This window comes from Pseudomonas sp. D4002 (genome assembly GCF_013385665.1).
In the GTDB taxonomy this organism is placed as follows: domain Bacteria; phylum Pseudomonadota; class Gammaproteobacteria; order Pseudomonadales; family Pseudomonadaceae; genus Aquipseudomonas.
In genome coordinates this window covers 1-25,953 of sequence record NZ_JACAPN010000026.1, presented here as the reverse complement: position 1 = coordinate 25,953, position 25,953 = coordinate 1, and the positions used below count along the sequence as shown (strand labels likewise).

20 protein-coding genes are annotated in these 25,953 nt (G+C 62.2%); 7 read left to right on the top strand and 13 right to left on the bottom strand.

Annotated elements, in window-relative coordinates; translation table 11 throughout:
* Nucleotide 1 precedes the first annotated feature (1 nt).
* The 5 genes from HX824_RS20320 to HX824_RS20300 are packed head-to-tail and all read left to right on the top strand — an operon-like array spanning nt 2 to nt 5,882.
* A complete protein-coding gene (locus HX824_RS20320) occupies nt 2–934 on the top strand; it encodes a DUF58 domain-containing protein (RefSeq protein WP_003218540.1) in 933 nt (310 codons plus the stop codon).
* Nucleotides 931–1,425, top strand: a complete 495-nt coding sequence (locus HX824_RS20315; protein WP_003218539.1) for a DUF4381 domain-containing protein — start codon at nt 931–933, stop codon at nt 1,423–1,425. The genes HX824_RS20320 and HX824_RS20315 overlap by 4 nt, the downstream gene beginning before the upstream one ends.
* Nucleotides 1,418–2,506, top strand: coding sequence for a VWA domain-containing protein (locus HX824_RS20310; RefSeq protein ID WP_008433043.1), 1,089 nt, complete (start codon nt 1,418–1,420; stop codon nt 2,504–2,506). Before HX824_RS20315 ends, HX824_RS20310 begins: the two co-directional genes overlap by 8 nt.
* Complete coding sequence (locus HX824_RS20305) at nt 2,503–4,245, top strand: tetratricopeptide repeat protein (RefSeq protein ID WP_177054986.1); 1,743 nt, start codon at nt 2,503–2,505, stop codon at nt 4,243–4,245. Before HX824_RS20310 ends, HX824_RS20305 begins: the two co-directional genes overlap by 4 nt.
* Nucleotides 4,242–5,882 (top strand): BatD family protein, encoded by a 1,641-nt coding sequence (locus HX824_RS20300; RefSeq protein WP_177054985.1) that lies wholly within the window; start codon nt 4,242–4,244, stop codon nt 5,880–5,882. The genes HX824_RS20305 and HX824_RS20300 overlap by 4 nt, the downstream gene beginning before the upstream one ends.
* A gap of 170 nt (nt 5,883–6,052) precedes the next feature.
* On the opposite strand, the gene HX824_RS20295 is transcribed toward HX824_RS20300, so the two are convergent.
* The 6 genes from HX824_RS20295 to HX824_RS20270 are packed head-to-tail and all read right to left on the bottom strand — an operon-like array spanning nt 6,053 to nt 11,979.
* The gene (locus HX824_RS20295; protein WP_003218534.1) at nt 6,053–7,795 is read right to left on the bottom strand and encodes an ABC transporter substrate-binding protein; all 1,743 of its coding nucleotides are present in this window, start codon (nt 7,793–7,795) and stop codon (nt 6,053–6,055) included.
* A gap of 35 nt (nt 7,796–7,830) precedes the next feature.
* A complete protein-coding gene (locus tag HX824_RS20290) occupies nt 7,831–8,103 on the bottom strand; it encodes a DUF2160 domain-containing protein (protein ID WP_003218532.1) in 273 nt (90 codons plus the stop codon).
* A gap of 10 nt (nt 8,104–8,113) precedes the next feature.
* Complete coding sequence (locus HX824_RS20285; RefSeq protein WP_008433050.1) at nt 8,114–8,914, bottom strand: carbohydrate ABC transporter permease; 801 nt, start codon at nt 8,912–8,914, stop codon at nt 8,114–8,116.
* Nucleotides 8,915–8,924: 10 nt separating this feature from the next.
* Nucleotides 8,925–9,791 carry a carbohydrate ABC transporter permease gene (locus tag HX824_RS20280; protein WP_003218527.1) on the bottom strand — a complete coding sequence of 289 codons (867 nt, stop codon included), beginning with the start codon at nt 9,789–9,791 and terminating at the stop codon, nt 8,925–8,927.
* Complete coding sequence (locus HX824_RS20275) at nt 9,788–10,885, bottom strand: ABC transporter ATP-binding protein (RefSeq protein ID WP_177054984.1); 1,098 nt, start codon at nt 10,883–10,885, stop codon at nt 9,788–9,790. Before HX824_RS20275 ends, HX824_RS20280 begins: the two co-directional genes overlap by 4 nt.
* Nucleotides 10,885–11,979: an ABC transporter ATP-binding protein gene (locus tag HX824_RS20270; protein WP_003218524.1), complete on the bottom strand. Its 1,095-nt coding sequence runs from the start codon at nt 11,977–11,979 to the stop codon at nt 10,885–10,887. The genes HX824_RS20275 and HX824_RS20270 overlap by 1 nt, the downstream gene beginning before the upstream one ends.
* 237 nt (nt 11,980–12,216) lie before the next feature.
* On the opposite strand from HX824_RS20270, the gene HX824_RS20265 reads away from it, so the two are divergent.
* Nucleotides 12,217–14,043: a sigma-54-dependent Fis family transcriptional regulator gene (locus tag HX824_RS20265; protein ID WP_008433053.1), complete on the top strand. Its 1,827-nt coding sequence runs from the start codon at nt 12,217–12,219 to the stop codon at nt 14,041–14,043.
* A gap of 134 nt (nt 14,044–14,177) precedes the next feature.
* Here the strand turns inward: HX824_RS20265 and HX824_RS20260 are convergent, their stop codons facing one another.
* From HX824_RS20260 to HX824_RS20230, 7 genes are all read right to left on the bottom strand, one after another.
* Complete coding sequence (locus HX824_RS20260; RefSeq protein ID WP_177054983.1) at nt 14,178–15,710, bottom strand: sodium:solute symporter; 1,533 nt, start codon at nt 15,708–15,710, stop codon at nt 14,178–14,180.
* A complete protein-coding gene (locus HX824_RS20255) occupies nt 15,707–15,961 on the bottom strand; it encodes a hypothetical protein (protein ID WP_003218518.1) in 255 nt (84 codons plus the stop codon). The genes HX824_RS20260 and HX824_RS20255 overlap by 4 nt, the downstream gene beginning before the upstream one ends.
* 130 nt (nt 15,962–16,091) lie before the next feature.
* Entirely contained in the window at nt 16,092–17,027 is a 936-nt protein-coding gene (locus HX824_RS20250; protein WP_177054982.1) for a choline kinase family protein, read from the bottom strand.
* Entirely contained in the window at nt 17,024–17,980 is a 957-nt protein-coding gene (locus tag HX824_RS20245) for an aminoglycoside phosphotransferase family protein (protein WP_177054981.1), read from the bottom strand. Before HX824_RS20245 ends, HX824_RS20250 begins: the two co-directional genes overlap by 4 nt.
* An 8-nt stretch (nt 17,981–17,988) precedes the next feature.
* A complete protein-coding gene (locus HX824_RS20240; protein ID WP_177054980.1) occupies nt 17,989–19,269 on the bottom strand; it encodes a M20 family metallo-hydrolase in 1,281 nt (426 codons plus the stop codon).
* Entirely contained in the window at nt 19,247–20,005 is a 759-nt protein-coding gene (locus HX824_RS20235; RefSeq protein WP_008433061.1) for a DeoR/GlpR family DNA-binding transcription regulator, read from the bottom strand. The genes HX824_RS20240 and HX824_RS20235 overlap by 23 nt, the downstream gene beginning before the upstream one ends.
* A 212-nt stretch (nt 20,006–20,217) precedes the next feature.
* Nucleotides 20,218–21,621 carry an amidase gene (locus HX824_RS20230; RefSeq protein WP_177054998.1) on the bottom strand — a complete coding sequence of 468 codons (1,404 nt, stop codon included), beginning with the start codon at nt 21,619–21,621 and terminating at the stop codon, nt 20,218–20,220.
* A 365-nt stretch (nt 21,622–21,986) separates the two neighbouring features.
* On the opposite strand from HX824_RS20230, the gene HX824_RS20225 reads away from it, so the two are divergent.
* A partial coding sequence (locus HX824_RS20225) for a DUF6531 domain-containing protein (RefSeq protein WP_177054979.1) occupies nt 21,987–25,953 on the top strand: 3,967 nt, incomplete at its 3' end.

Sequence of the window (25,953 nt, the reverse complement as noted above, 5' to 3'; positions counted from 1 at the left end):
CATGAACGCTGGCGATGGAACCCGTGTCACCCTGAGCGAATTGATCGAGATGCGTCATCGCGTGCGGGAAGTGCAGCTGTTTTCCACGCCGAGCCAGCGCAGCCCGCTGATCGGCCTGCACCACTCTAAACTGCGCGGGCGCGGGGTCGATTTCGACCAGGTGCGGGTGTATCAGGCCGGCGACGATGTGCGCACCATCGACTGGCGCGTCACTGCACGCACCCAGGAGCCACACACCAAGCTGTTTCATGAAGAGCGCGAACGGCCGATCTTCATCATGGTGGAGCAAAGCTGCCGCTTGTTTTTCGGCTCGGGGCAGATGTTCAAATCGGTGCTGGCGGCTCAGGCGGCGAGCCTGATCGGCTGGGCGGCGCTGGGCCATAACGACCGGGTCGGCGGGCTGGTGTTCGGTGACAGCGAGCACTACGAAATCAAACCCCGGCGCAGCAAGCAAAGCCTGCTGCAATTGCTCAACCGGTTGGTACGGGTCAACCAGAGCCTCAACACCGAACGCCGCCCCGAAGCCGACGCCCTCGGCATGGCCTTGCGCCGAGCCCGGGAAGTATTGCGCCCGGGCAGCCTGGTGATTGTGATCTGTGACGAGCGCGCCCTGACCGAAGGCGCCGAGCAACAGCTGAGCCTGCTGTCACGGCATTGCGACCTGCTGCTGTTGCCGGTTTCCGACCCGCTGGACCACGCCCTGCCCGCCGCCGGCCTGCTGCGCTTCGCCGAGCGCGGCGCACAGCTGGAACTGGACACTCTGAATTTTGATCTGCGCCAGGCCTACAAGGCCCAGGCCGAAGCCCGCAGCGCACGCTGGGAACTGCTCGCGCAAAAGCTGCGGGTGCTGTTGATGCCCTTGAGTACCCAGGGTGAAATGGTCGAGCAACTGCGCGAATACCTGAACCCGCAACGCCCGGTTAAAAAGCAATGAGCAGCCTCGACCAACTGCAACCCCTGATCGCCCCGCCGGTGATCGGCTTCTGGCCGCCGGCGCCGGGTTGGTGGCTGTTGCTGCTGATCATCCCGTTGGCGGGCTGGGGCCTGTGGTGGCTGCGCCGCTTCCTGCCAGCCAAGCGCCCATTGGCCCGTGCCGAACAACCCCTGGACCCGCTGCGCATCGCCGCCCTCGCCGAACTGGCGCTGATGCCCAAACCCTACGACGGCGCACCGGCCGGTGCCTGGCTGCAACAACTCAACGGCCTGCTCAAGCGCCTGTGCCGCAACGACTACCCCTACAGCCAGAGCCACACCCTCAATGGCCGCAAGTGGCTGGCGTTCCTCGACAACCGCTGCCCCGCCGCCGGCCTGACCCGCTGGATGGTGCTGGTGGAAGGCGCCTACAAGCCCGAATGCAAACTCGACGACAAGGCCATCGCCGGGCTGACCCAGGCCGTCGACACCTGGATTCGCAAACATGTTTGAGTTCGCCTGGCCGTGGATCTTTGCCCTGTTGCCATTGCCCTGGTTGCTGCGCCTCATCCTGCCGGTGGCCGACAGCGGCGAACCGGCGCTGAAAGTCAGCTTCCTCAGCGACCTCGAAGGCCTGGCCCGCCGCCGCGCGCGGGTCAACCTGCCGGGATGGCGCCAGCAAGCACCGTTTGTGTTCCTGTGGCTGCTGCTGTTGACCGCCGCCGCCCGCCCGGAATGGTTGGGCGAACCCTTGCCGATTGCAGCCAGCGGCCGCGACTTGCTGGTGGCGGTGGACGTATCCGGCTCGATGGACTTCCCCGACATGCAATGGCAAGACGAAGACGTCAGCCGCCTGAGCCTGGTCAAGCACCTGCTGGGAGATTTCCTGGAAGGCCGCGAAGGTGATCGCGTGGGATTAATCCTGTTCGGCAGCCAGGCCTATCTGCAAGCGCCGCTGACCTTTGACCGGCGCACCGTGCGCACCTGGCTGGATGAGGCACGGATTGGCATCGCCGGTAAAAACACCGCGATTGGCGACGCCATCGGCCTGGCCCTCAAGCGCCTGCGCCAGCGTCCGGCGCAAAGCCGGGTGCTGATCCTGGTCACCGACGGCGCCAACAATGCCGGCGAAATCGACCCGCTGACCGCCGCCCGCCTGGCCGCCGAAGAAGGCGTGAAAATCTACCCGATCGGCATCGGCGCAGACCCCGAGCAAACCGGCTCCCTGGGCATCCTCGGCGTCAACCCGAGCCTCGACCTCGACGAACCGGCCCTCAAGGCCATCGCCGAGGCCACCGGCGGCCGCTACTTCCGCGCCCGCGACGGCAACGAACTGCTGAAGATCAAGGAAACCCTCGACCAGCTCGAACCCGTGGCCCAGCAACCCACCCAGGCCCGCCCCGCCCAGGCGCTGTACAGCGCGCCGCTGGCGTTGGCGCTGATCCTCAGCATGCTGCTGGTGATCCAGGAACGCTGGCCGGATAACGCCCTGCAACGCCTGTTCAGCAAACTCTCAAGCAAGGGCCGTTTCCTGCAACCCAATCCTGAATGGCGTGAACGCCTCAAACGCTTGCGTTTGCGGAGGCGTCGATGATCGCCCTGTGGCCGCACTGGTTCCGTCCCTGGTGGCTGTTGCTGCTGCCGCTGCTCGGCTGGTTGCTGTGGCAGTTGTGGCACCGCCAGAAACGCGCCGGGCGCTGGCAGATGATTCTGCCGCCGGCGTTCCATGCCGCGCTGCTCAGCGGCGGCAGTGGCCGCGAAAGCAAGTCGCCATGGGTGGTGCTCGGCATCGCCTGGCTGCTGGCCGTGCTGGCGTTGCTGGGCCCGAGCTGGGAACGCGTCGAACAGTCCAGCCAGAAGCCCGCCGACCCGCTGGTGGTGCTGCTGGAACTGACCCCGGAAATGCTCGCCACCGACAGCCCGCCCAGCCGCCTCGAACAGGCACGGCGCAAGCTGTTCGACCTGCTTCAGGCCCGCATCCATGCGCAGACCGCCATCGTGGTCTACGCCGGCAGCGCGCATACGCTGGTGCCACTCTCGGACGACCTGGCCACCAGCCATAACCTGCTGGAAGCCCTGCGCCCCTCGATCATGCCCGAGCCCGGCCACCGCGCAGACCTGGCGGTGGAAAAAGCCCTGAGCCTGCTCAAGCATGGCGGCCTCGGCCAGGGCCGACTGCTGCTGATCGGATCGTCCCTGTCCAAGCAGGAGCGCCAGGGCATCCGCCTGCAGTTGCAAGGCAACCAGGCGCCGAGCTTGTCGATCCTTGGCATCGGCAGCCGTGAAGGCACGCCGGTGACCCAGGAAAGCGGCGAATTCCTCAAGGACGCCCAAGGCGCGATCCTCGTGCCGCGCCTGGACAGCCCGACCCTCAAGGCCTTCGCCAGCGAAATGGGCGGCCTCTACCGCCAGGCACGCCTGGACGACAAGGACCTGCGCCACCTCGGGATGCTGGACGGCCCGCAAAGCCTGCGCAATGACGGCCAACTGCTGCACCTCGATACCTGGGCCGACCAGGGTTATTGGTTGCTCTTGCCACTGCTGCTGCTCGCTGCCTGCGCCGGGCGCCGGGGCTGGCTGTTCTTCCTGCCGTTGCTGCTGTTGGGCGCGCCGCAGCCCAGCTATGCCTTCGACTTCCAGGACCTGTGGCTGCGCCCCGACCAACAGGGCCAACTGCTGCTGAAGAAAAAACGCCCGGCCGAAGCAGCCGAACATTTCGAAGACCCGCAATGGCAAGGCGTCGCACTGTATGAAGCGGGCAACTATGCCGAAGCCGCCAAGCGGTTTGCCGAAGGCAGCGACGCCTACTCCCACTACAATCGAGGCAATGCGCTGGCCAAAAGCGGCGAGCTGGAAGCGGCGATCGATGCCTACGAACAAGCCCTCGAAGCCCAGCCAGACTTGCAGCCGGCGCTGAAGAACAAGGCGCTGGTGGAAAGCCTGATGCAACAGGAACCGGAAAAAACCGAGCCGGCCAAGCCTGCAAAAAACGAGGATGACGAAACCACCCAACCCGGCCAGACTGCGCAACCGGGCGCCAGCAGCCAGACCGCCACCGGTGGCGAGCAGACGTCCCAAGGCCAGGGCCAGCCCGGCGCGACCGACGCGCAAACCGGGGCCACGCCCCACGCCGGCAGCAACGAGGTACCCGGCAGCGAGTTGGGTGATGAACAAACCACCACCCCGCCCCTGCGCCCGGTCGACGGCACGCTTGAAGGCGAGCAGCGCCAGGCCCTGGAACAATGGCTGCGGCAGATCCCGGACAACCCCGGCGAGCTGCTGCGACGCAAATTCTGGTACGAACAGCAACAACATCAGGACAAGACTCGATGAACCGCTGCACCGCCTTTCTTCTCACCCTCGCGTTGTGGGCCAGCCAGGCCCAGGCCGCCGGCCTGGTGGCCAGTGTCGACCGCAGCCGCATCAATTCCGGGGAGACGGTGGAACTGACGGTGGAGTCCAACGATGTCACGCTGTTCGGCAAACCGGACCTGGCGCCGCTGGACCCGCTGTTTGAAGTGAGCGGCACGCGCCAGATCAACCAGCTCACCACCCTGGGCGGCGACAACCACGCCACCACCCGCTGGATCATCACCCTGCTGCCCAAGGAGAACGGCACCGTGGTGATTCCACCGTTGCAGATCGGCGAACTCAAGACCCAGCCGATTACCCTGCAAGTGGTGGAAACCGTCAGCCAGAACACCGAGGCCCAACTGGCTCCTGTGTTCATCGAAACCAACCTCGACCAGGACAGCGTCTACGTCCAGGCCCAGGCGTTGCTGACCGTGCGCGTCTACCACTCGGTGTCGCTGTATGACGACAGCAGCCTCACGCCGTTGCAGGTCGCCGATACGCGCATCGAGCAGTTGGGCGAGTCGCGCACCTACGAGAAAGTCATCAACGGCATCCGCCACGGTGTGATCGAAACCCGCTATGCCATCTACCCGCAGCACAGCGGCACGCTGACCATTCCGACGCAGACGTTCAGCGCCACCCTGGTAGAGCCACGGCCCGCCCAGGACAACAACCCCCAGGGTTCCAAGCCCGGCAAGCTGATTCACGTCAGTTCGCCGGAGCTGTCGTTGACGGTCAAGGCCAAGCCGGCAATGTACCCGGCCGACGCTCCCTGGCTGCCGGCCCGCAGCCTGACCCTCACGGAAAGCTGGAACCCCGAGCCCGATCACGTACAGGTGGGCGACTCCCTGACCCGCAGCCTGACCTTGAAAGCCGAAGGCCTGGCCGGCGCGCAACTGCCACCGCTGGCACTGAGCGACATCCCCGGCCTGCGCCGCTACCCGGACCAGCCGGTGCTGAGCAACCAGAACAACGACCGTGGCCTGATCGGCAGCCGTGAAGACCGCGAAGCGCTGGTGCCCAACCGCGTTGGCGCGCTTGAACTGCCGGCGGTGGACGTGGTGTGGTGGAACACCCACGAAGACCATCTGGAACGCACCAGCCTGCCGGCGCGCACCCTGCAAGTGGCGACCAACCCGAGCCTGATCGTGGACACGCCGGCCAGCCCGACCGTGATCACCGCGCCGGACAACGACAGCCTGTGGATCTGGCAACTGACCAGCCTGATCCTGGCCTGCACCACCCTGCTGGGCTTCGGTTTGTGGTGGCGTGCACGCTGGCAGCCGGCGATTTTGCGTGCCGCGCAAACCGGCCCGAGCCCGCGAACCCTACTGGACGACCTCAAGCGGGCGAGCCAGGCGAATGACCCGCAGGCTACGCGTCAGGCGCTGGATGCCTGGGCGCGACAGCAGCCGGAGACCCTGGCGGATATGGCGGCGCGGTTTGTGCCGTTGTCGGATGCGCTGGATGGGTTGAACGGCGCGCTGTACAGCGAGAGTGGGCAGTATTGGCAGGGAGAGGAATTGTGGCGGGCGGTGAAGGCGATTCCGATGGCGGAGCGCGAGCAGGACCCTGCGGGGGACAGCACCAGCTTGCCGCCGCTGTATCCCAAATAGCCCCTCTCAGAAACACCCAAAACCCAATGTGGGAACCGGGCTTGTGTGGGAGCTGGCTTGCCTGCGATGGCATCACCGCGGTCTGACTGACAGACCGAAGTGATGCCATCGCGGGCAAGCCCGGCTCCCACACAAACCGGGTTCCCACATTTTGATCTGCGGCGTCTGGGTTACTTGCGCGCCGCCTCCCACGACTTCAGCAACTCGTTATAACTGACCGTCTCACCCTGTGGCTTCTCATTCGCCAGCTTCGGTTTCGGCGCCCCCGGCTGGTCAAACCAGTATTGCGCGTCCCGTTCCTCGTTCATTTTCGGCCCGCAAATCGGCTGCACCTTGGAGCGTTCCAGGCGCGTCATGATCGCGTCCTGATCCTTGGCCAACCCATCCAGCGCCTGCTGCGGCGTCTTCTCTCCGCTGGCCGCTTCCGAAATATGGCTCCACCACAATTGCGCCAACCGTGGATAGTCCGGCACGTTGGTGCCGGTCGGGGTCCACTCCACCCGGGCCGGGCTGCGGTAGAACTCCACCAACCCGCCGAGTTTCGGCGCCAGGTCGGTCATGGCCTGGGAGTTGATGTCGGACTCACGAATCGGCGTCAGGCCAACGATGGTCTTTTTCAGCGATACGGTTTTCGAGGTCACGAACTGCGCGTACAGCCAGGCCGCCAGTTTCTGCTTCTCGGGCGTCGACTTGAGGAACGTCCAGGAACCTACGTCCTGATAGCCCTTCTTCATGCCCTTTTCCCAGTAAGGCCCGACGGGCGATGGCGCCATGCGCCATTTCGGCGTGCCGTCGGCGTTGACCACCGGCAGGCCCGGCTTGGTCATGTCGGCGGTAAACGCGGTGTACCAGAAGATTTGCTGGGCGATGTTGCCCTGGGACGGCACCGGACCGGATTCGGAGAAGGTCATGCCCGCCGCTTCCGGTGGTGCATAGGCTTTCATCCAGTCCACGTATTTCTGCGTGGCATACACCGCCGCCGGGCCGTTGGTGTCGCCACCACGGGTGACGCTGGAGCCCACCGGGTGGCAGTCCTCCACGCGAATGCCCCATTCGTCCACCGGCAAACCGTTGGGCAGGCCCTTGTCGCCGCCACCGGCCATGGAGAACCAGGCATCGGTGAAGCGCCAGCCCAGGGACGGGTCTTTCTTGCCGTAATCCATGTGCCCGTAGACGCGCTTGCCGTCGATTTCCTTGACGTCTTCGCTGAAGAATTTGGCGATGTCTTCGTAGGCCGACCAGTTCACCGGCACGCCGAGTTCATAGCCGTACTTCTCCTTGAACTTGGCTTTCAGGTCTGCCCGTTCGAACCAGTCGGCGCGGAACCAGTACAGGTTGGCGAACTGCTGGTCGGGCAATTGGTAGATCTTGCCGTCGGGCGCAGTGGTGAACGAAATACCGATGAAGTCCTTGATGTCCAGGGTGGGTGAAGTGAAGTTCTTGCCTTCGTTGGCCATCAGGTCGGTGATGGATTCTGTCTTGCCATAGCGAAAGTGCGTACCGATCAAGTCGGAATCGTTGACCCAGCCGTCATAGATATTCTTGTCGGACTGCATCTGGGTTTGCAGCTTTTCCACCACGTCGCCTTCCTGCAGCAAGTCGTGGGTCAGCTTGATCCCGGTGATTTCGCTGAAGGCCTTGGCCAGCACCTTGGATTCATACTCGTGGGTGGTGAGGGTTTCCGACACCACGTTGATCTTCATCCCACGAAACGGCTCCGCGGCCTTGATAAACCACTTCAGCTCTTCAAGCTGCTGGGCTTCGGTGAGGGTCGACGGTTTGAACTCACTGCCGATCCATTTTTTCGCAGCGTCTTCATAAGCATCCGCCCAGGCCGCAGCACTGAGCCCGCTGAGCGCCAGCACGGCCGCCAATGAAATGCTATGTCGCAGCTTATTGTTTTTATCGAACATAGAGACCTCCTGGTTTTGGGGTTCAAAAGGGGCAGCTAGCCCCAACGCATCACAGACAACAGCCACACCAGAGACAGCGCGGACGCCACCCAGATGCTCCAGCCGGTTACGCCGATCACCAACAAATGCAGGTAGGCGCTGCCGAGAAGACCGATAAACAAACGATCACCACGGGTGGTGCTGATCGGTAAAAAGCCGCGCCGGGGGATACTCGGCGAGCGCAATTCCCAGGTCGTCATGCCCACCAGCAGCAGGCCGATCGCGGCAAAGAACAGTGCAGTCGGGGTGGTCCAGGCCATCCATTCCATCATCGACTCCTCAGACCCGGCCCAGGGCAAAGCCCTTGGCCACATGGTTGCGAACGAACCAGATCACCAGCATGCCCGGCAAAATGGTCAACACCCCCGCCGCCGCCAGCACGCCCCAGTCGATGCCGGAGGCCGAAACCGTACGGGTCATCACTGCGGCGATGGGTTTGGCGTTCACCGACGTCAGCGTGCGTGCCAGCAGGAGCTCGACCCAGGAAAACATGAAACAGAAAAACGCCGTGACGCCGATCCCCGAGCCAATCAGCGGGATGAAGATCTTCACGAAAAACTTGGGAAAACTGTACCCGTCGATGTAGGCCGTTTCGTCGATTTCCTTGGGCACGCCCGACATGAAACCTTCGAGAATCCACACCGCCAGCGGCACGTTGAACAGGCAATGGGCCAAGGCCACCGCGATATGCGTATCGAACAAGCCAATGGACGAATACAGCTGGAAGAACGGCAGCAAAAACACTGCCGGCGGCGCCATGCGGTTGGTCAGCAACCAGAAGAACAAGTGCTTGTCGCCGAGGAAGCGGTAGCGCGAGAACGCGTAGGCCGCCGGCAGCGCCACGCTCAGGGAAATCACGGTGTTGAGGCTGACGTAGTACAGCGAGTTGAGGTAGCCGGTGTACCAGCTCGGGTCGGTGAAGATCACCTTGTAGTTGGCGAAGGTGAAGTCCTGCGGAAACAGGGTCAGGCCGCCGAGGATTTCGGTGTTGCTCTTGAAGGACATGTTCAGCAGCCAGTAGATCGGCACCAGCAGGAACAGGATGTAGACCAGCAGCGGGATTACCTTGCGCTTGCTCATGTTGGCGGCCTCAGCGGTTGGCGTCGGAGTGGGTCATGGCGGTGTAGAACAGCCAGGACACCAACAGGATGATCAGGAAGTACACCAGCGAAAACGCCGCCGCCGGGCCCAGGTCGAATTGGCCTACGGCCATCTGGGTAAGCGTCTGGCTGAGGAAGGTGGTGGCGTTCCCTGGCCCGCCGCCCGTCAGCACAAACGGTTCGGTGTAGATCATGAAACTGTCCATGAAGCGCAGCATCACCGCGATCAACAGCACGCTCTTCAGTTTTGGCAGCTGGATATGTCGGAACACCGCCCAGCTGGACGCCCGATCAATCCGCGCCGCCTGGTAGTACACATCCGGGATCGCCCGCAGCCCCGAGAAACACAGCAGCGCCACCAGGGACGTCCAGTGCCACACGTCCATCACCAGCACCGTGACCCAGGCGTCCATAGTGTTGGCGGCGTAGTTGTAGCTGATGCCCATCGCGTTGAGCGTGGAACCCATCAGGCCAATGTCGGCACGGCCAAAGATCTGCCAGATGGTGCCGACCACGTTCCACGGAATCAGCAGCGGAATCGCCATCACGATCAACACCAGCGACGACCATCGGCCCTTGGTGGGCATCGTCAGGGCAATCGCGATGCCCAGCGGAATCTCGATCAACAGCACACACGCCGAGTAGATGAACTGACGCAGCAGCGAGTCATGCAGGCGCGGGTCCAGCAGCACCTGTTTGTACCAGTCGGCGCCGACGAAGTAGCGGCTGGATTGGTCGAAGATGTCCTGCACCGAGTAGTTGACCACGGTCATCATCGGGATCACCGCGCTGAAGGCCACCAGCAGGAACACCGGCAATACCAGCCACCAGGCCTTGTTGTTCTGCACCTTGTTCATGGCTGCACCTCCAGCAAGTAGTCATCGGCATACACCATCAGCCACTGCCCCGGAAAGCTGATGGACGCCTGGCCCTCGGGCACCGGTTTGTCTTCGGCCAGGCGCACTTTCAACGGTGCGCCATCGAGGTTGAGGGTCATGATCTTGTAGGTGCCGAGGTCTTCCACATGGGTGACTTGCGCCTGTAGCGCGTCGGGATTGTGCTCATCCCACACATGGATAAATTCCGGGCGGATGCCGACCTGCAGCCTTTTGTAAGGCATTTCGCCAATGCGCTGCTGCAACGCCTCGGGCAACGCCAGATGTGTCCCGGCAAAGCGCACACCGCCCGCCTCTGCCTGCACCTCAATCAGATTCATCCCAGGGCTGCCGATGAAATAGCCGACAAAGGTGTGACTGGGCCGCTCGAACAACTCCCGGGGCGTACCGAACTGCACGATCTGCCCGCCATACATCACCGCGATCTTGTCGGCGAAGGTCGAGGCTTCCAGTTGGTCATGCGTCACGTAGACCATGGTGATGTTGAACTGCTCGTGGATCTGCTTGAGCTTGCGCCGCAGCTTCCACTTCAGGTGCGGGTCGATCACCGTCAGCGGTTCGTCGAACAGGATCGCCGACACGTCATCCCGCACCAGCCCGCGGCCCATGGAGACTTTCTGTTTTTCATCGGCAGTGAGGTTGCGGGCCTTTTTGTCCAGCAGGTTTTGCAGGTCGAGCACCTCGGCAATTTCCTGCACCTTGCTGTGAATCTTCGCCTCGGCCATGCCCTGGTTTCGCAGGGGAAAAGCCAGGTTATCGAACACGGTCATGGTGTCGTACACCACCGGGAACTGGAACACCTGGGCGATGTTGCGTTTTTCCGGGGTCAGCTCGTTGACCACCTTGGCGTCGAACAGCACCTGGCCTTCGGACGGGCTGAGCAGGCCGGAGATAATGTTGAGCAAGGTCGACTTGCCGCAGCCCGACGGCCCCAGCAACGCGTAGGCGCCGCCCTGCTCCCAGACGTGGTTCATCTCGCGAATCGCGTAGTCCTCAGGGCCGTTTGGCTTTGAGCTGTAGCTGTGGGCCAGGTTCTGCAAATGGATCTCGGCCATCAGGCAACCCTCGCGACACGTCGCCCGGGGGCCTGGACCAGCCGTCCCTGGCCATCGAACACAAACAGTTTGTGGGTGGGGATATAGATGCGGATCGGCGCGTCGACGTCGTACTCGTGCACCCCGGGCAAATGCAGCACCAGCAGGAAGTGTTCGCTGCGCACATGCAGGAAGGTTTCCGAGCCACTGATCTCGGCGACCTCCACGGTCACGGCCAATTCCAGGTCATCGTCGTTGCTCGGCACCAGGCTGATATGGCTGGGACGCACGCCAAAGCGAAACTCGCCCTCACCGATGGGCCGCAGGTCGACGTTCAGCGGGAAGTGCACGAAGTTGGCGAAGCTCACTTCATTGCCACTGATGCGCCCGGGCATCAGGTTGATCGGCGGCTCGGAAAACAGCTCGGCCGCCAGCACGGTTTGCGGCTGGTGATAGACCTCGGCCGCCTTGCCGCTCTGGATCACCCGGCCCTCATGCAGAATCGTGGTGGTGCCGCCCAGGGCCAGGGCTTCGTTGGGTTCGGTGGTGGCGTAGATCGCGATGGTATGGCGTGCCTTGAACAGCTCGCGCATTTCCTGGCGCAGTTCTTCGCGCAGTTTGTAGTCCAGGTTCACCAGGGGTTCATCGAACAGAATCAGCTCGGCATCCTTGACCAGCGCCCGGGCCATGGCGGTGCGTTGCTGCTGGCCGCCGGAGAGTTCCAGGGGGTGACGCTGGAGGAATTTCTCGATACGCAGCATTTTCGCGGTTTCGAGGACTTTGCTCTGGATCTGCTCGGCAGAGACTCCGGCCTGGCGCAGCGGCGAGGCGATGTTCTCGAACACGGTCATGGTCGGGTAGTTGATGAACTGCTGATAGACCATCGACACATTGCGCAGGCGCACCGGCTTCTGGGTGACGTCCACGCCATTCATCAGGATGCGCCCGCTGTCGGGCTTGTCCAGGCCGGCCATCAGGCGCATCAGGCTGGTCTTGCCGGAGAGCGTGCGGCCCAGCAATACATTGAAGGAACCGGCTTCGAAACGCAGGTTGGCGTCGTCGATCCAGGTTTGGCCTTCGACAACGCGAGTGACGTGCTCCAGGGTCAATGACATGACACGACCTTTTTATTATTGGAATGGTTCTGGCAGGAGCACAGAGCGAGTTCCGTGCCAACAACCCAAACCTCAGGCCGGTCAACGAGTTAGGCAAAACAGCGATTCGCCTCTGAACAGAAATGAACAGGTCAGGCTGAACAACTGAACAATCGGCGGGTTGACAATGAACAGTTCTGAACAACACTGAACGGGCCTTCCGCACCCCAGAACAACAATAAAGCAAGGGTCACCGCCATGAGCACACCGCTGGCGCACGATGCCATCATCCAGGACTCCTGGCGCCGCTGCCGGGCCTATGGCCTGGATCACCAGAGCACACCGAGCTTCGACCAACTGCCCGCAGACGGCGTCAGCCAGTTGCTGGAAAGCCAGCATTCCCTTGTGCAGACCACCCACCAGGAAGTGCTGCCCTACTACGAAAACATCCTCAGCAATTCCAACTGCCTGATCATGCTTGCCGACAACCAGGGCCAGGTGCTGACTTCGTGGGGCACCCAACGCTTTATCGACCCCAAGCTGGCCCGTGGTTTCAGCGCCGGCGCCAGCTGGATGGAGCGCTCCAGCGGCACCAACGCCATCGGCACCGCCCTGGCCTGTGCCCAGGCAGTGCATATCGAACATGACGAACACTTCCTCAAGGCCAACCGTTTCATGACCGGCTCGGCAGCGCCGATCTTCGATGCGCAGCGGGAAATCATCGCGGTGCTGGATGTGTCCAGCGACAGCTACCTGCCGCCCTCCCACACCCTCGGCATGGTCAAGATGATGAGCCAGACCGTCGAGAACCGGCTGATCCTCAACCTGTTTCGCGGTGAGCATTTCCAGCTGACGTTCAACACCGGGCTGAACAACCTCGACAGCCAGTGGGCCGGGCTGCTGATTTTTGATGAAAGCGGCCAGGTACTGTCAGCCAATCGCCGGGCGGACAACCTGCTGGGCATCAGCCTGTCGCGGGTATTGATCGACAGCCTGTTCAAGGTCTCGTTGCTGGAACTGCTCAACCAGCCCGAAGGCCTGCCCTTCTCGCTGCAAGCCGCCGGACGCAACCGTTTCCAGTGCCTGCTGAAACGGCCGAAACAGGCGCCAGTGCAGGCTCGCGTGTTTGTGGAAACGAAAAAGCCCCGCGAACCTGGCCCCACGGCCATCAGTCTCAAGACCCTGCACTTCGGCGATGCCCGCGTGGAAAAGGCCGTGCGTCAGGCCGAGCGCCTGCTGGAAAAGGATATTCCGTTGCTGATCCACGGTGAAACCGGTGTCGGCAAGGAAGTGTTCGTCAAAGCCCTGCACCAGGCCAGTTCCCGCAGCCAACAAGCGTTTATCGCGGTCAACTGCGCAGCGATCCCCGCCGAACTGGTGGAGTCGGAACTGTTCGGCTATGAAAAAGGCGCGTTCACCGGCGCCAACCAGAAAGGCAGCATCGGGCTGATCCGCAAGGCAGACAAAGGCACGCTGTTCCTCGACGAGATCGGCGACATGCCCCTGCCGACCCAGGCCCGGCTGTTGCGGGTATTGCAGGAACGCTGTGTGCAGCCTGTAGGCAGCAGCGAGTTGTACCCGGTGGATTTGCGGATCATCTCCGCCACCAACCGCTCGCTGCGCGAACAGGTACAGCTCGGGCGTTTTCGCGAAGACCTGTATTACCGCATCGGCGGCCTGACCCTGGAGCTCCCCCCGCTACGGGAGCGCACGGATAAACAGGCGCTGTTCAAGCAGCTGTGGCAACAGCATCGCGAGCCGACGCAGTGGGCCGGGTTGAGTAACGAGGTGCTGGCCTTGTTTGAACAGCATCCGTGGCCGGGCAATCTACGCCAGGTGAGCAGCGTGTTGCAGGTGGCACTGGCCATGGCGGAAGAGCAGCCGATTCGGGCGGAACATTTGCCGGATGATTTTTTTGTGGATTTGAATGGGGTGGTGCCGGTGTGTGATGCAGTGGATGACAGTCTGGACCTGAATGAGCGACTGAAGGCGGTGGGCGGGAATATCTCTCACCTGGCCAGAGAACTTGGCGTCAGCCGCAATACCCTCTACAAACGCCTGCGACAAAACGGGAATTCTGTGTAGAAACACAATCAAAAATGTGGGAGCGGGCTTGCTCGCGAATGCGGTATATCAGTCGCTGATGCTTTAACTGACAGTCTGCATTCGCGAGCAAGCCCGCTCCCACATTGGAACTACATTGGGTTTGAGAAGTGGGTTCAGTTCAGGACCGGCCTTGCCCCCATTGGCACTTTGCGCCCTGGCGCCGCCATCTCAAACAACTGCTCCACCCGCGCACTCTCCTCCTCACTCGGCTTGATCGCCCATGCACACGCCACAAAAATCCCCGCATTGACCACCAGCCCCACAATCCCGCTGGTCAACGACCCCAGCCCGGGAATGTCGTCCGGGTACATCGTCGTCAGCACAATCGCCACCACGATCCCCGCCAGCATCCCGGCAATCGCGCCTTCCTTGTTGCCGCGGCGGCTGAAAATGCCGAAGAACAGCGGCACCGCCAACTGGATAATCCCCTGGTAGGAAATCTGCGCCAGCAATTGCAACCGCGCGTAATCAAAGGTCAGGTACGCCAGCACCGAGGCGGCGACGATAAACACCACCATCCCGGACTTGGCCAGCAGCGTCAGTTGCCGATCGGTACGCGGGGTGTTCCAGGTGGCCAGGTCGTTGGCGAACTGGGTGCCGCAGACCTGCACGCAGCCGTCGACGTGACCGATGCTCGCCGCCAGTACGATGACGATCGCCAGCGCCAGCATCCACGGCCCGCCGATGTCGAACAGCGAGAGGAACCAGCCTTGTTGCGGGTGCGCGATGACGTTCGGGTCCTGGCTGATGGCCGCGGCAAACAGCATCAGAATCCCGTAGAAACCACCCACCAACAGGATCGTGTACAGCGTGCCTTTCTTCACCGCCTTGACGCCGCTGGCGGTGTAGATGCGCTGGAAGCTCATGGGCCAGCACATCGAGCCGATCACGCCGGTGAAGATCAGGCTGAACATGTACAGCGGGCCGTAACCGGTGCCGCTGGCGCCGGGAATCAGCAACATTTTCGCCGGCAGGTGCGCCAGGTTGGAGAACGACGCCTGGTCGCCGAACAGCAGGAACACACACAGCGCCGCACACACGACATAGGCGATCAGGCCCTGGAACATGTCGGTCATGATCAGCCCGCGCATGCCCATGCTCACGGTCCAGTACTGGCGCACCAGCACCACCACCACGCCGGCGACCAGGCAGGTGGTGACGCCCCAGCGGCCGAAGCTGGCGAACTGGAACAACATCGCCAACGCCTGGATGCCCATCACCACCCACGGGAATACCGAGATGATGCCGATGATCGAGGCCACGCGCTTGACCACCGGGCTGTTGAAGCGCATGCCGAGCAAGTCCGGCTGGGTGCGCAGGTTGAAACGCTGGCCCCAGGTCCACGCGCGGCGGGCCATCAGGTACATTGCCGTCACGCCAAGGGTGGCGTAGACCATGCCGTAGAAGCCCAGGGCGCCGCCGATGGTCAGGGCGAAAAACGCGGTAAAGGTCGAGCCCGGCCACCACGAGTTGGTGTAACACATGGCGATGTACCACGGCCCATAGGAGCGCCCGCCTACGGCGTAATCGGAAAAACTCGTGCTCTCGCGGTTGGTGGCGTACAGCACGGCGATCATCCCGGCCAGGAACAGGCCGATGACGCCGAAGGTGATAAAGAGGTTGGCATCGCTGGCGGTGCTGATCATTGCGCATCCCCCTCTTCGGGTATTTCGCCGGCCTTCAATTCGGCGACGTACAACGCCCACAGGCCCAGGCCTGCGAGGACTGCAATGGCGATCCAGTAGAAGATCGGCAACGGTATGCCCAGTACCAACGCGGTACTGCCGCTCACGCTCAAATAGAACGGCGGGAATAAGGCGAGCATCAGCAACAGGAAAAAGTACACGCCGAAGAGTTGGCTTTTCAGGCGTCCGGGTGGTGCGCTATCAGATTTCATGAGTCGGGTGCTCCTTGAATTTGTGGATCGTTTTTTTGTGTGATCAAACAAAAATCAAGCAGTGAAAACGCAGGCACCAATCAGCGCCCAAGTGACTTCATTCAATGCATTATTGTTGTCTGGCGCAGGCTCAAGCCTGTCTTAGCCAGGTTTCCCATTGCGAATCGTTGATGATGCTGCGGGCACGCATGTGCTTCCAGGTGCCGTATTTGTAGAAGTCGAAATCCAGCTGCGACACCGCGTGCTGCACCATCGCCCAGGTCGACCATTTGATGTCCGCCAGGGCCTTGTGCAACTTGATGCGCGCGAGGTTCTGCGGGGTGACCTGGCCGAAGTAATCCTCGATCAGGGCCAGTTCCATTTCATCAGTGAAAAACATCTCGCCGAACCACAGCGCCAGTTCGTAATGCCGGTCGTTGTTGGAGGCGTATTCGAAGTCCACCAGACGAATTTGCCGACGGTCGTTGAGCATGAAATTACCCGCCAGGGTGTCATTCATGCAGGGAGCCAGGTCGATGCCGGAAGCTTGCAGCACGCCCCGGGCGCGGTCGCATTGGCGGCGCAGCCAGGCGTCGTCGGCGGGCTTGCAGCCGTTGAGTTGCTCCACCTGCCGCTGGTGCTCGGCAATCATGTCGAACACGGTCTTGGTCTGCACCAGTGGCGGCTGGTCGTTGAACGCCTTGAGGGCGTGCAGCGCGTTGTGGCGCACATCGCGGTCGAGGAAGTCGTGGTTGGAGGAGGCGCGCCAGCCCTCCATGAACTCGAAGACTTCCACGCCGAACTCTTCAAGGAATGCGAACACCGGCGCGCCATAGCCGGTTTGCGCCGCCTTGAGGCTGGCGTCGTGGGCCGTGCGGCGGTCGATGAACATCTCGGTGCCCACGCCCGGCACCTTGAAGAAATACGCAGTGTCGATCCCGGCCACTTCCACCCGCCAGTTGGTGTTGGAAATCCCGCCGCTGACCGGTTCATAACGAATGCCGGTGCCGCCCCAACTGGCAACCCCGTGCACCGCCGCTTCCAGCTGACACTCTTGTGGCGTACACGCCTCACCTAACGCTTTCATGCCTGCCCCTCCTGTACCTGACGTAGCCAACCTTCAAACCGCGGGTCTTGCAGACTTTGGCGGCAGCGCAACAGCGTCCACTGCCCGACCTTGGAAAACTCCAGCGGCCGCGCCGAGGTAGCGCCGACCCAGAGGCCCCAGAGCGTCCAGTACCAATCGTTGATCAAGGCGTACAAGCGGCAGCGCGCATAGTCGCTTTCACGGCACTCGCCGGCCCAGGCATGGATGCCTTCGCGCCAGTCGTTTTCGAAGACGTACAACTCGTTAAGGCTGATGGCCACGTCGTACCAGGGATCACCACTGCCGGCGTAATCGAAGTCGATCAGTTGCAAGGCGCCGTCCGGGCCGATCATCACGTTGCTCGCCACGCCGTCGCCGTGCAGCGGCACCGAGTCGCTGGCGTTCAGTTGCAGCGAGGTCCAGGCCAGGTCAATGCAGGTGCTGATCCAGGCGTGGTCGATGGGCAAGGCCACGCTGTAGCGCACGCATAATTCGCGCAGGTGCTGGATGTCTTGCAGCGGCGAGCGGGTGAAGCCCGGCGAGGTGCCTTGGTGCAATTGTTTCTTCAGGGCCCAGAGCGCTTGCAGGCGCTGGGGCTGCATCAATTCGTCGAGGCGGGCCCAACGCCACTCGCTGGTGGGCAACGCATCCAGCAGCAACACGCCGGCCGTGGCATCCACCAGGCGCACACCCGGCGTCACGTCGCAATCAGCTGCCAGTTGGGTGGCGCGGGCAGTGCGTTCAATGTCGATCAGCGCGCGCATGTCGTCATGCAAGACTTTGGCGTAACACTGGCCCCACGGTGCGCTGACGGTAAAACCGGCCCACTCGGTGGCCAGGCGTACCGGCGAGGCAATCCCGGCGGTGCCCTCTTCGACCACCACATGGGCGGACAAGCCGGCGGCCTCCAGGGCGCCCAGCAGCCGTGACTTTGCTTGCAAACGACTCGACATGGCAGACCTCAGCGGTAGGCGTTGGGGGTGGAACAGGCGCGGTGCAGCAACGCGGTCAGCATGTGCAGGCCGTTGCGCATGTCCTGTTCGCTGGTGAATTCCGCTTCGTTGTGGGACACGCCATTGCTGCTCGGGATAAACAGCAGGCACACCGGGTAATGCCGGCTCAGGCTGATGGCGTCGTGGCCTGACACGGTGACGCTGTTGCCGATGGGCAAGCCCAGTTGCTGGCCGACGCCGTAGGCCAACTCGGCAAAACCGTGGTGCAGGTGGGTCGGCTCACGCAGGGCGCGGCTTTCGATGCTGTAGTCGGTCGACGTGGCGCTGGCGGTGGCCTTGAGGCTGGCGTCCAGGCGCGCACCGGCTGCGGCCAGTAATTCGGTGTCGGGCGAGCGGTACTCGACATGCAACGTCACGCTGGAAGGCACAACGTTGGGGGAATTGGGATAGATCTCCAGGCGCCCCACCGAGCTGTGCAGTTGCACGCCGTGCAGGTCGGCCTCGGCCCGCACCGCAGTGATCGCGTGGGCGGCGGCCAGCAAGGCGTCCTTGCGCGCGGCCATGGGCGTAGGGCCGGTGTGGTTCTGTTCACCGATGAACCGAATCCGTTGCTTGAGGGCGGCCCAGGTGTCGCGCACCACACCGATGGCCAGCCCGTCGCGCTCAAGGCCATCACCTTGTTCGACGTGGATTTCCACATAACCGGCGACGTCCAGCTCGACGCGGCCCTCTCCCAGATAACCAATCTGCTGCAGCGCATGCTTGAGGCTGATGCCATCGCCATCGCGGCAGGCCCAGGCGTCTTGCAGGGCCAGGTCACCAGTGAACACGCTGCTGCCGATCAGGCTGGGCTGGAAGCGTGCGCCCTCCTCGTTGGTCCAGTTCACCACCACCAGGTTGCACGCCGGCGTTTCGCCGCGCTCGCGCAGTTGGCGAGCCAGGCTGGCCACCGCGACTGCGCCGGCCAGTACGCCATAGACCCCATCGAAACGCCCGGCTCTCGGCTGGCTGTCCAGATGCGAACCACACAGCACGTAGGGCGCTTCTGGATTAAAGGTGATCAAACCGAACATGTTACCCACTGCATCCACACGCACGTCAAAACCGCGTTCAGTCAGCCAGGCCGCGAACAGGTCGCGCACGGCGCCGTCTTCGGCCGAGGCGGCGAGGCGATGCAGCCCACCGGCCTTGGTCGCGCCGATGGCCGAGGTGTCGCGGAACAGCGCCTCGAAGGTTTCAAGGTCCTGTTCACTGGGCACCAGCAACTCAGGGGTAAAGGATATCGACATGGGCTTGCTCCAGGCGGGTCGCAAAGTCGTTGGACGGCGCACGATTGGTGACCAGGGTCGTGATGGCGCTGAACGGCAGCGTATTGATAAAGGTGCGGTGGCCGAACTTGGCGTCATCGGCCAGGATCACGCTGCGCAGGCTGTGTTTGGTCAGTTCCCGGCGCAGCAGCGCCTCGGGCTCCTGGTAGTCCATGAACCCCAGCTCAAGGTCGACAGCGCCGATGCCCATGAAGGCAATGTCGTAGTGGAACTGTCGGACGAATTCCAGGGTGTGGGCGCCAATCAGCGCGTTGTCGTTGCGGCGCACATCGCCGGGCACCACCAGCACCTGGTTGGCGCTTTGCTCGGTGATCAGGCGGGCGATGTCCAGGGAGTTGGTGATGATGCGCAACTGGCTGAACGCGGTCAGTTGCTGGGCCAGGGCCAGGGTCGAGGTGCCGGTGTCGAGGAACAGCACCATGCCTTCGCTCACCAGCTTCGCTGCACACACCGCGATACGCGTCTTGGCCTGGGGCTTGATGCGGCTGCGCACTTGCAGCGGCTGTTCTTCGTTGAGCCGCGGCAGGATCGCGCCGCCGTGGATGCGCCGCAGCTTGCCGGCTTCTTCCAGGTACTTGAAGTCGCGGCGGATGGTTTCTTCGGAGACGAACAGCGCCTGCGCCAGGTCCGACGCCTTGACGCGCTGGTGTTGGGTGAGCAGGAGCATGATTTCGTCGAGACGTGGCTGGTTGAGCATAAAAGAGGTATTCCAGGGCAGGTTCAGGCGGCCGGTATTGCGCGCCCCACGGCGAAACGCGGCGCGAGCCGGTCCAGCGGGGAGCATAGAACGTAATACAGCCATGGACAGGGTCACGGGTACCTCTCACTCATCAGGGTGTGAAAGGGCAGGACAACACAAAGCGTTTATCACGGGCGGGCTTCTTTTGAGCCCACTCCGGGTGCAATCAATCAGGGCATCAGCATCGGGGGGAGGTGCTGATCCCAGGGGGCGATGGCTTCGACGGCCGCGCAGAATTGCAGCACCTGGGCGTCGGCAAAACGTGGGCCGATCACCTGCAGGCCAATCGGCAAACCGCTCGGGCTGAAGCCGCAGGGCAGGCTGGCAGCGGGGTTGCCGGTGATATTGAACGGATAGGTAAACGGCGTCCAGCGGGCCCAGGGCACCGCGCCCTCCTCGCCCGGCCAGCCCTCGGGGGCAACCCGGTCGGCGGCGAACGGCAGGATCGGCATCGTCGGCATCAGCAGTACGTCGTAGTCATTAAACAGCGCGTGTACCTGATTGGCGAACAGTGCACGTTGCTGCACGGCCTTGAGGTAGGCCGCCAGATCGTAATCGGCGGAGCGCTTGATCAGCGCAGCGAAACCCGGGTCCAGTTGGTCGAGGCGATCGGCCAGGGATTTGCCATAGGCGATCCCGCGCCCGCCGACCCACAGGGTTTCGAAGGTGGCCAGCGGGTCTTGCCAGTCCAGAGTCAGGGTGGTGACGGTGACCGGCAGCTCATCCGCAAGGTAATGCACCGCCGCTTCGACGGTGACGGCGATGACCGGGTCCACCGGCGTATCGAACAAGGTCGGGCAATACGCCACACGCACGGGGCCCAGCGGTTGGTCGCAGCGCGCCAGGTAGGACTCGGTGGGCGCGGGCAAGGCCTGGTGATCCAGCGGATCGGGGCCGGAGAGGATATCGAAGAGTAACGCGCTGTCGCGCACGGTGCGGGTGATCGGGCCGGCGTGGCTGAGCATTTCAGTGGCGGACCAGGGCCAGGTGGGGATGCGCCCAAGAGACCCTTTAAGAGCGAATGCACCGCAAAAGGCGCCGGGAATGCGCACCGAACCGCCGCCGTCGGAACCCAGCGTGGCCGGGACCATGCGTGCTGCCACCGCAATGGCCGAGCCGGAACTGGATCCTCCGCTGGTGAGCTGGGGGTTCCAGGGGTTGCGGCCATTGCCGAAAACCCGGGAGGTGCTGGCGCCGGTCCAGCCGAATTCGGTGGTGGCGGTCTTGCCGAGGATGATCGCGCCGGCCTCCTTGAGGCGGCGGATGATCGGGGCGTCCTGGGTGGGGACGTTGTCCAGGCCGGTCAGCGAACCGCGGGTGGTGCGCAGATTGGCGGTGGAGAACAGGTCTTTGATGCCGAAGGGGATGCCGTGGAGCGGGCCACGAAATTGGTTGGCCTGCGCTTCTGCGGTCAGGATTTCAGCCTGCTCCCGCGCGGATTCGGTGTAGACGTCGCCGAAGGCATTCAGTGTGGGATTGTGGGCTTTGATGGCTTCGAGGCTTTGCTCGACCAGTTGCACAGGGGTCAGTGTGCCTTGGCGGATGCTTTCGGCTGCGTGCAGGACGCTGGGCATGTGGGTCAGTGAGGTATCAGTCTTCATTGAGCATCCTGGGACATCTGCGAAATGATCCAGCGGGTACGTCAATAGACGCCAAGGGAATGGACGCTGTCAAGTTGGATTTGTTGCGTATGTGGGTTTTGTGGGATTTATTTTTGTCGGAGATTTGGCTTACGAAAACGGGTCGGTTTAGCCGGGGATTTGGCGAAACGTCCTATCAGTAGCAGCGGATAGCTCTGACTTCTTTCTCTTACAAACCTCTGCAAAGTCCCTCGCCTGATCACACAGCGCGAGGGAACGCCGATGTTTTTTTCGATTAATGCCCTGCCCGATGGGGCTGCCTCTTGAATCCCGCCATAGGCAGGTTGGCCCTGGCTCCCATGGATGTGGAGACGAAGGACGTTGAAGCGGTCTTTCGTAATTTCAGGGAGTGCCTTAACTCGTTTGACGATTGGGCTGAGAGCTTCTGGAGCTTTTCGTCGCTGGAAGTCGAGCAGGTGTTCAAGGTTGGGGATGAGGTCGCGCTGGTCGCGCCTGTTTCCTCTAAAGCCCCCAGTACCACCGTTGCAATGTGCAAACCCAATGGTGCGCTGACCCTGGTGCATATGTTTGAGAGCAAGCGGTTTGTGCCGATCGGCAACACGCCGGTCATGCTCCAGGCCATCGCCGAGGACGGCAGCCTGATCGGTCCCCCCATTCATAAAACCATCGGCCCCAGCGGCATCCTCGAAATCACCGACTGCACGCGCGACCAGCAGTATCAGGTCAGCTTCTACCCCGATGTTTCCAAGGATCACGTCAAGGCGCTCTACGCCTCCTATCAGTCGGTGATCAGCTCGCTGGAAAGCAGCTTGCGCAGTGAATGGACGAGCACCTTCGAAGAGCAGTGGAAACAGTACTCAAACGCCAGCGCCCTCGACCGTCGCAAGTTGATGGACGCCGCGTTTGTGCGAGGGATTACGAACACGCTGTACAGCCTTTGGGACGGTATTCCAAACCTGTACGACTGGCTGGCGGACATCAAACCCAATAGCGAAAAGCTCCTGCAGTACCTCTCCCAAGGCGAGCTTGAAGAGCTGTTGAAGCTCAGCAATGAGGCCATTGCCAACGGTCTTCTGGTGCTGAGCGATGAACCGCTGCTGTTCATCTATCTGTCGGCGATGTTCAGTTGGGCGCAATTGCTTCCGCCGCCGGACATGAACGAGCTGCTGGGGGAAATGACTTCCGAGGTACTGCTCAACCTGCTGTTGCTGTTGGCCACCGGCGGCATGGGTGTGGCGGTGCGTTTGGGCCCGCAGGTGCTGGGCAAGGTCAGGTCCGGCCGGGCACGGGTGTTACTCGAGCAGATGGCCAAGTTGGGCGAGGCACCACGGCTGGACTGGCACCCCAGTGTGCTTAAGCCGGTGTCGCTTAAAAATGATCCAGTGTCGATCAAGGCAGCGGCCGTGCCGTTGAAGGCCGGTGTAAACGAGGTTTCGAATCCGGCAGCGCTGGTCCGAAAGCCTAAGGCGGCGCGCACGGCGCTGGTGAAGCAAGAACATGTGGATGATGCCCCGGCTTCGGCGAAAAACCCCAATGGAGATGCTTCGGTCTGTTCGGCGAATACCTGTACCAATGGCTGCCCGGTTTCGATGGTTACCGGTGAAGAGCTGCTGACCCTTACGGATGGCTCGTTGGAGGGTGTCCTGCCATTTGCCTGGACGCGGTTGTATCGCAGCAGTGCCGTGGAAGTGGATTGCGGGTTGGGGTTTGGCTGGAGTCATGCGCTGGCGCAGCGCTTGGTGGTGAGCGGCGAATCGGTGGTGTGGACCGATCACGAAAACCGCAGCACCACCTTTCCCCTGCCCTCTGCTGCACGGCCGGCGATCACCAATAGCCTGGCGGAAGCGGCGATTTATCTGGGTGCCTTGCCGGATGAATGGGTGCTGGCTCAGGCGTCGCTTTTCTACCACTTCCGTGACGGTGTGCTGACGGCGATCAGCGATGCGTATGACAACCGGCTGCGCATTACTCGCGATTATTCCGGGCGGATTCAGCGGATCGATAACCATGTTGGCCAGGGATTGCTGCTGCGGTATGAGCACGGCCATATCGTTGCCGTCGACTATCAGGTGCAGCGGGAGCCGGGCTGGGTCACCGAACAGAACGTTGTTTCCTACACGTACGACGATGCCTGGCGGTTGGTTGAGGCGACCAACGCTGTCGGCGAAAGCGAGCGTTATCGGTACGACGATCAGCAGGTGATCCTGGAGCGGGAACTGGCCGGTGGGGCGAGTTTCTTCTGGGAGTGGGAACGGTCCGGCAAGGCGGCAAGGTGCGTCCGGCACTGGGCCAGCTTTTCGCAGATGGACACGCGGTATGTGTGGGATGACAACGGCACGGTCACCGTGCACAACGCCGATGGCAGCCAGGAAGTCTACGTACACGACCAGCGCGCACGGCTGGTGCAGCGGATCGATCCGGACGGCGCGCAGCACTTCAAATCCTACGACGAAAAAGGCCGGCTGACGGTCGAGCAGGATCCGCTGGGGGCGGTGACGGCCTATCAGTACGACGAAGCCGGTCGGTTGATTGCGCTGTTTCCCGGGGACGATATGCCGACGTCCTACGAGCATGACAACGGGTTCGTACGGGTTGTGCGCCGTGGTGACGCGGTGTGGAAATACCAGCGTAACGATCAAGGCGATATCACTCGCAAGACTGATCCGGACGGCAATTACACCGAATACACCTACACCCCACACGGAAAGCTTACGGGTGTTTGGTATCCGGACAACAGCAGCCAACGCTTTATCTGGAACGAACGCGGCCAGCTCATTGAGGAAAAACTGGCGAATGGCGGTGTGCGGCGTTATCGCTATGACGACCTGGGGCGGCAGGTGGCTTGCGAGGATGAGCATGGTGCGCTGACCCAGTATCAGTGGGACGCCGTAGGTCGTTTGCTGAAAGTGATTCAGCCTGACGGGGCCACACGCGAATTCAGCTACAACCCGTACGGAAAAATCACTGCTGAGCGCGACGAACTGGGTCGGGTTACGCGCTATGAGTACGCCGACGGTCTGCACCTGATCAGCCGTCGCATTAATCCGGACGGCACGCAGCTTAAATACCGTTATGACAATGTTCGGCTGTTACTGACCGAGATTGAAAACGAGGTCGGCGAAACCTATCGACTCGACTATCACGCCAACGGCCTGATCCAGCAGGAAATCGGGTTTGATGGCCGGCGTACTGCCTATGTCTACGACCTCGCCGGGCATCTGCTGGAAAAGACCGAATACGGCGATGACGGCAGTCAGTTGGTTACCGGTTATGCGCGCGATGCTGCCGGTCGCCTCGTAAGAAAAACCCTGCCCGACCGCAGCATTGTCGATTACACCTACGACCGCCTCGGCAATCTCCTCAGCGTCGACGACGGCCACTGGCCGCTGCATTACGAATACGACCTGCAAAACCGCCTCACCGCCGAACACCAGGGCTGGGGCACGTTGCGCTACCGCTACGACGAATGCGGCCAACTCAACTACCTGCGCCTGCCCGACAACAACCGCCTCGCCTTCCACTACGACAAAGGTGGCGACCTCGGCACCGTCGAACTCAACGGCAACCTGCTCACCTCGCACCTGTTCAAGTCCGGCCGTGAACATCAGCGCCAGCAAGGCCAACTCCTCAGCCACTACCACTATGACGACCAGGGCCGCCTGCACGCCCACGCGATCACCCAACAGGAACAACGCCACCAGCGCCGCCAATACGACTACGACAAACGCGGCAACCTGACCCGCATCCTCGACACCCGCAAAGGCCAGCACGACTACCACTACGACCCGCTCGACCGCCTGACCCGCGCCAACCACTCGCACGACCTGCAGGAACGCTTCGTCCACGACCCGGCGGGCAACCTGCTGATGCAAGACCGCGTCGGTCCGAGCGTAGTCAAAGGCAATCGCCTGTTGATGCAAGGTGACCGCCATTACGACTACGACGCTTTCGGCAACCTCCTGCGGGAACGCCGGGGTCGGGCTCAGCAACTGGTCACTGAATACCGCTACGACTGCCAGCACCGACTGATCAGCGTCACCCAGCCGGACGGCACCGAAGCCACATATCGCTACGACCCGTTTGGACGGCGTATCGCCAAAACGATAAAAAGCCAAACCACCGAGTTCTTCTGGCAAGGCGACACGCTGATTGCCGAACACAGTGCTGATCACCACCAAAGCTATATCTACGAACCCAACAGCTTTCGCCCATTAGCGCTGCTGAAAGGCTACGGCCCGGAAGACGTAAAACCCGTCCACTACCAACTCGACCACCTCGGCACACCACAAGAACTCACCGCCCCCG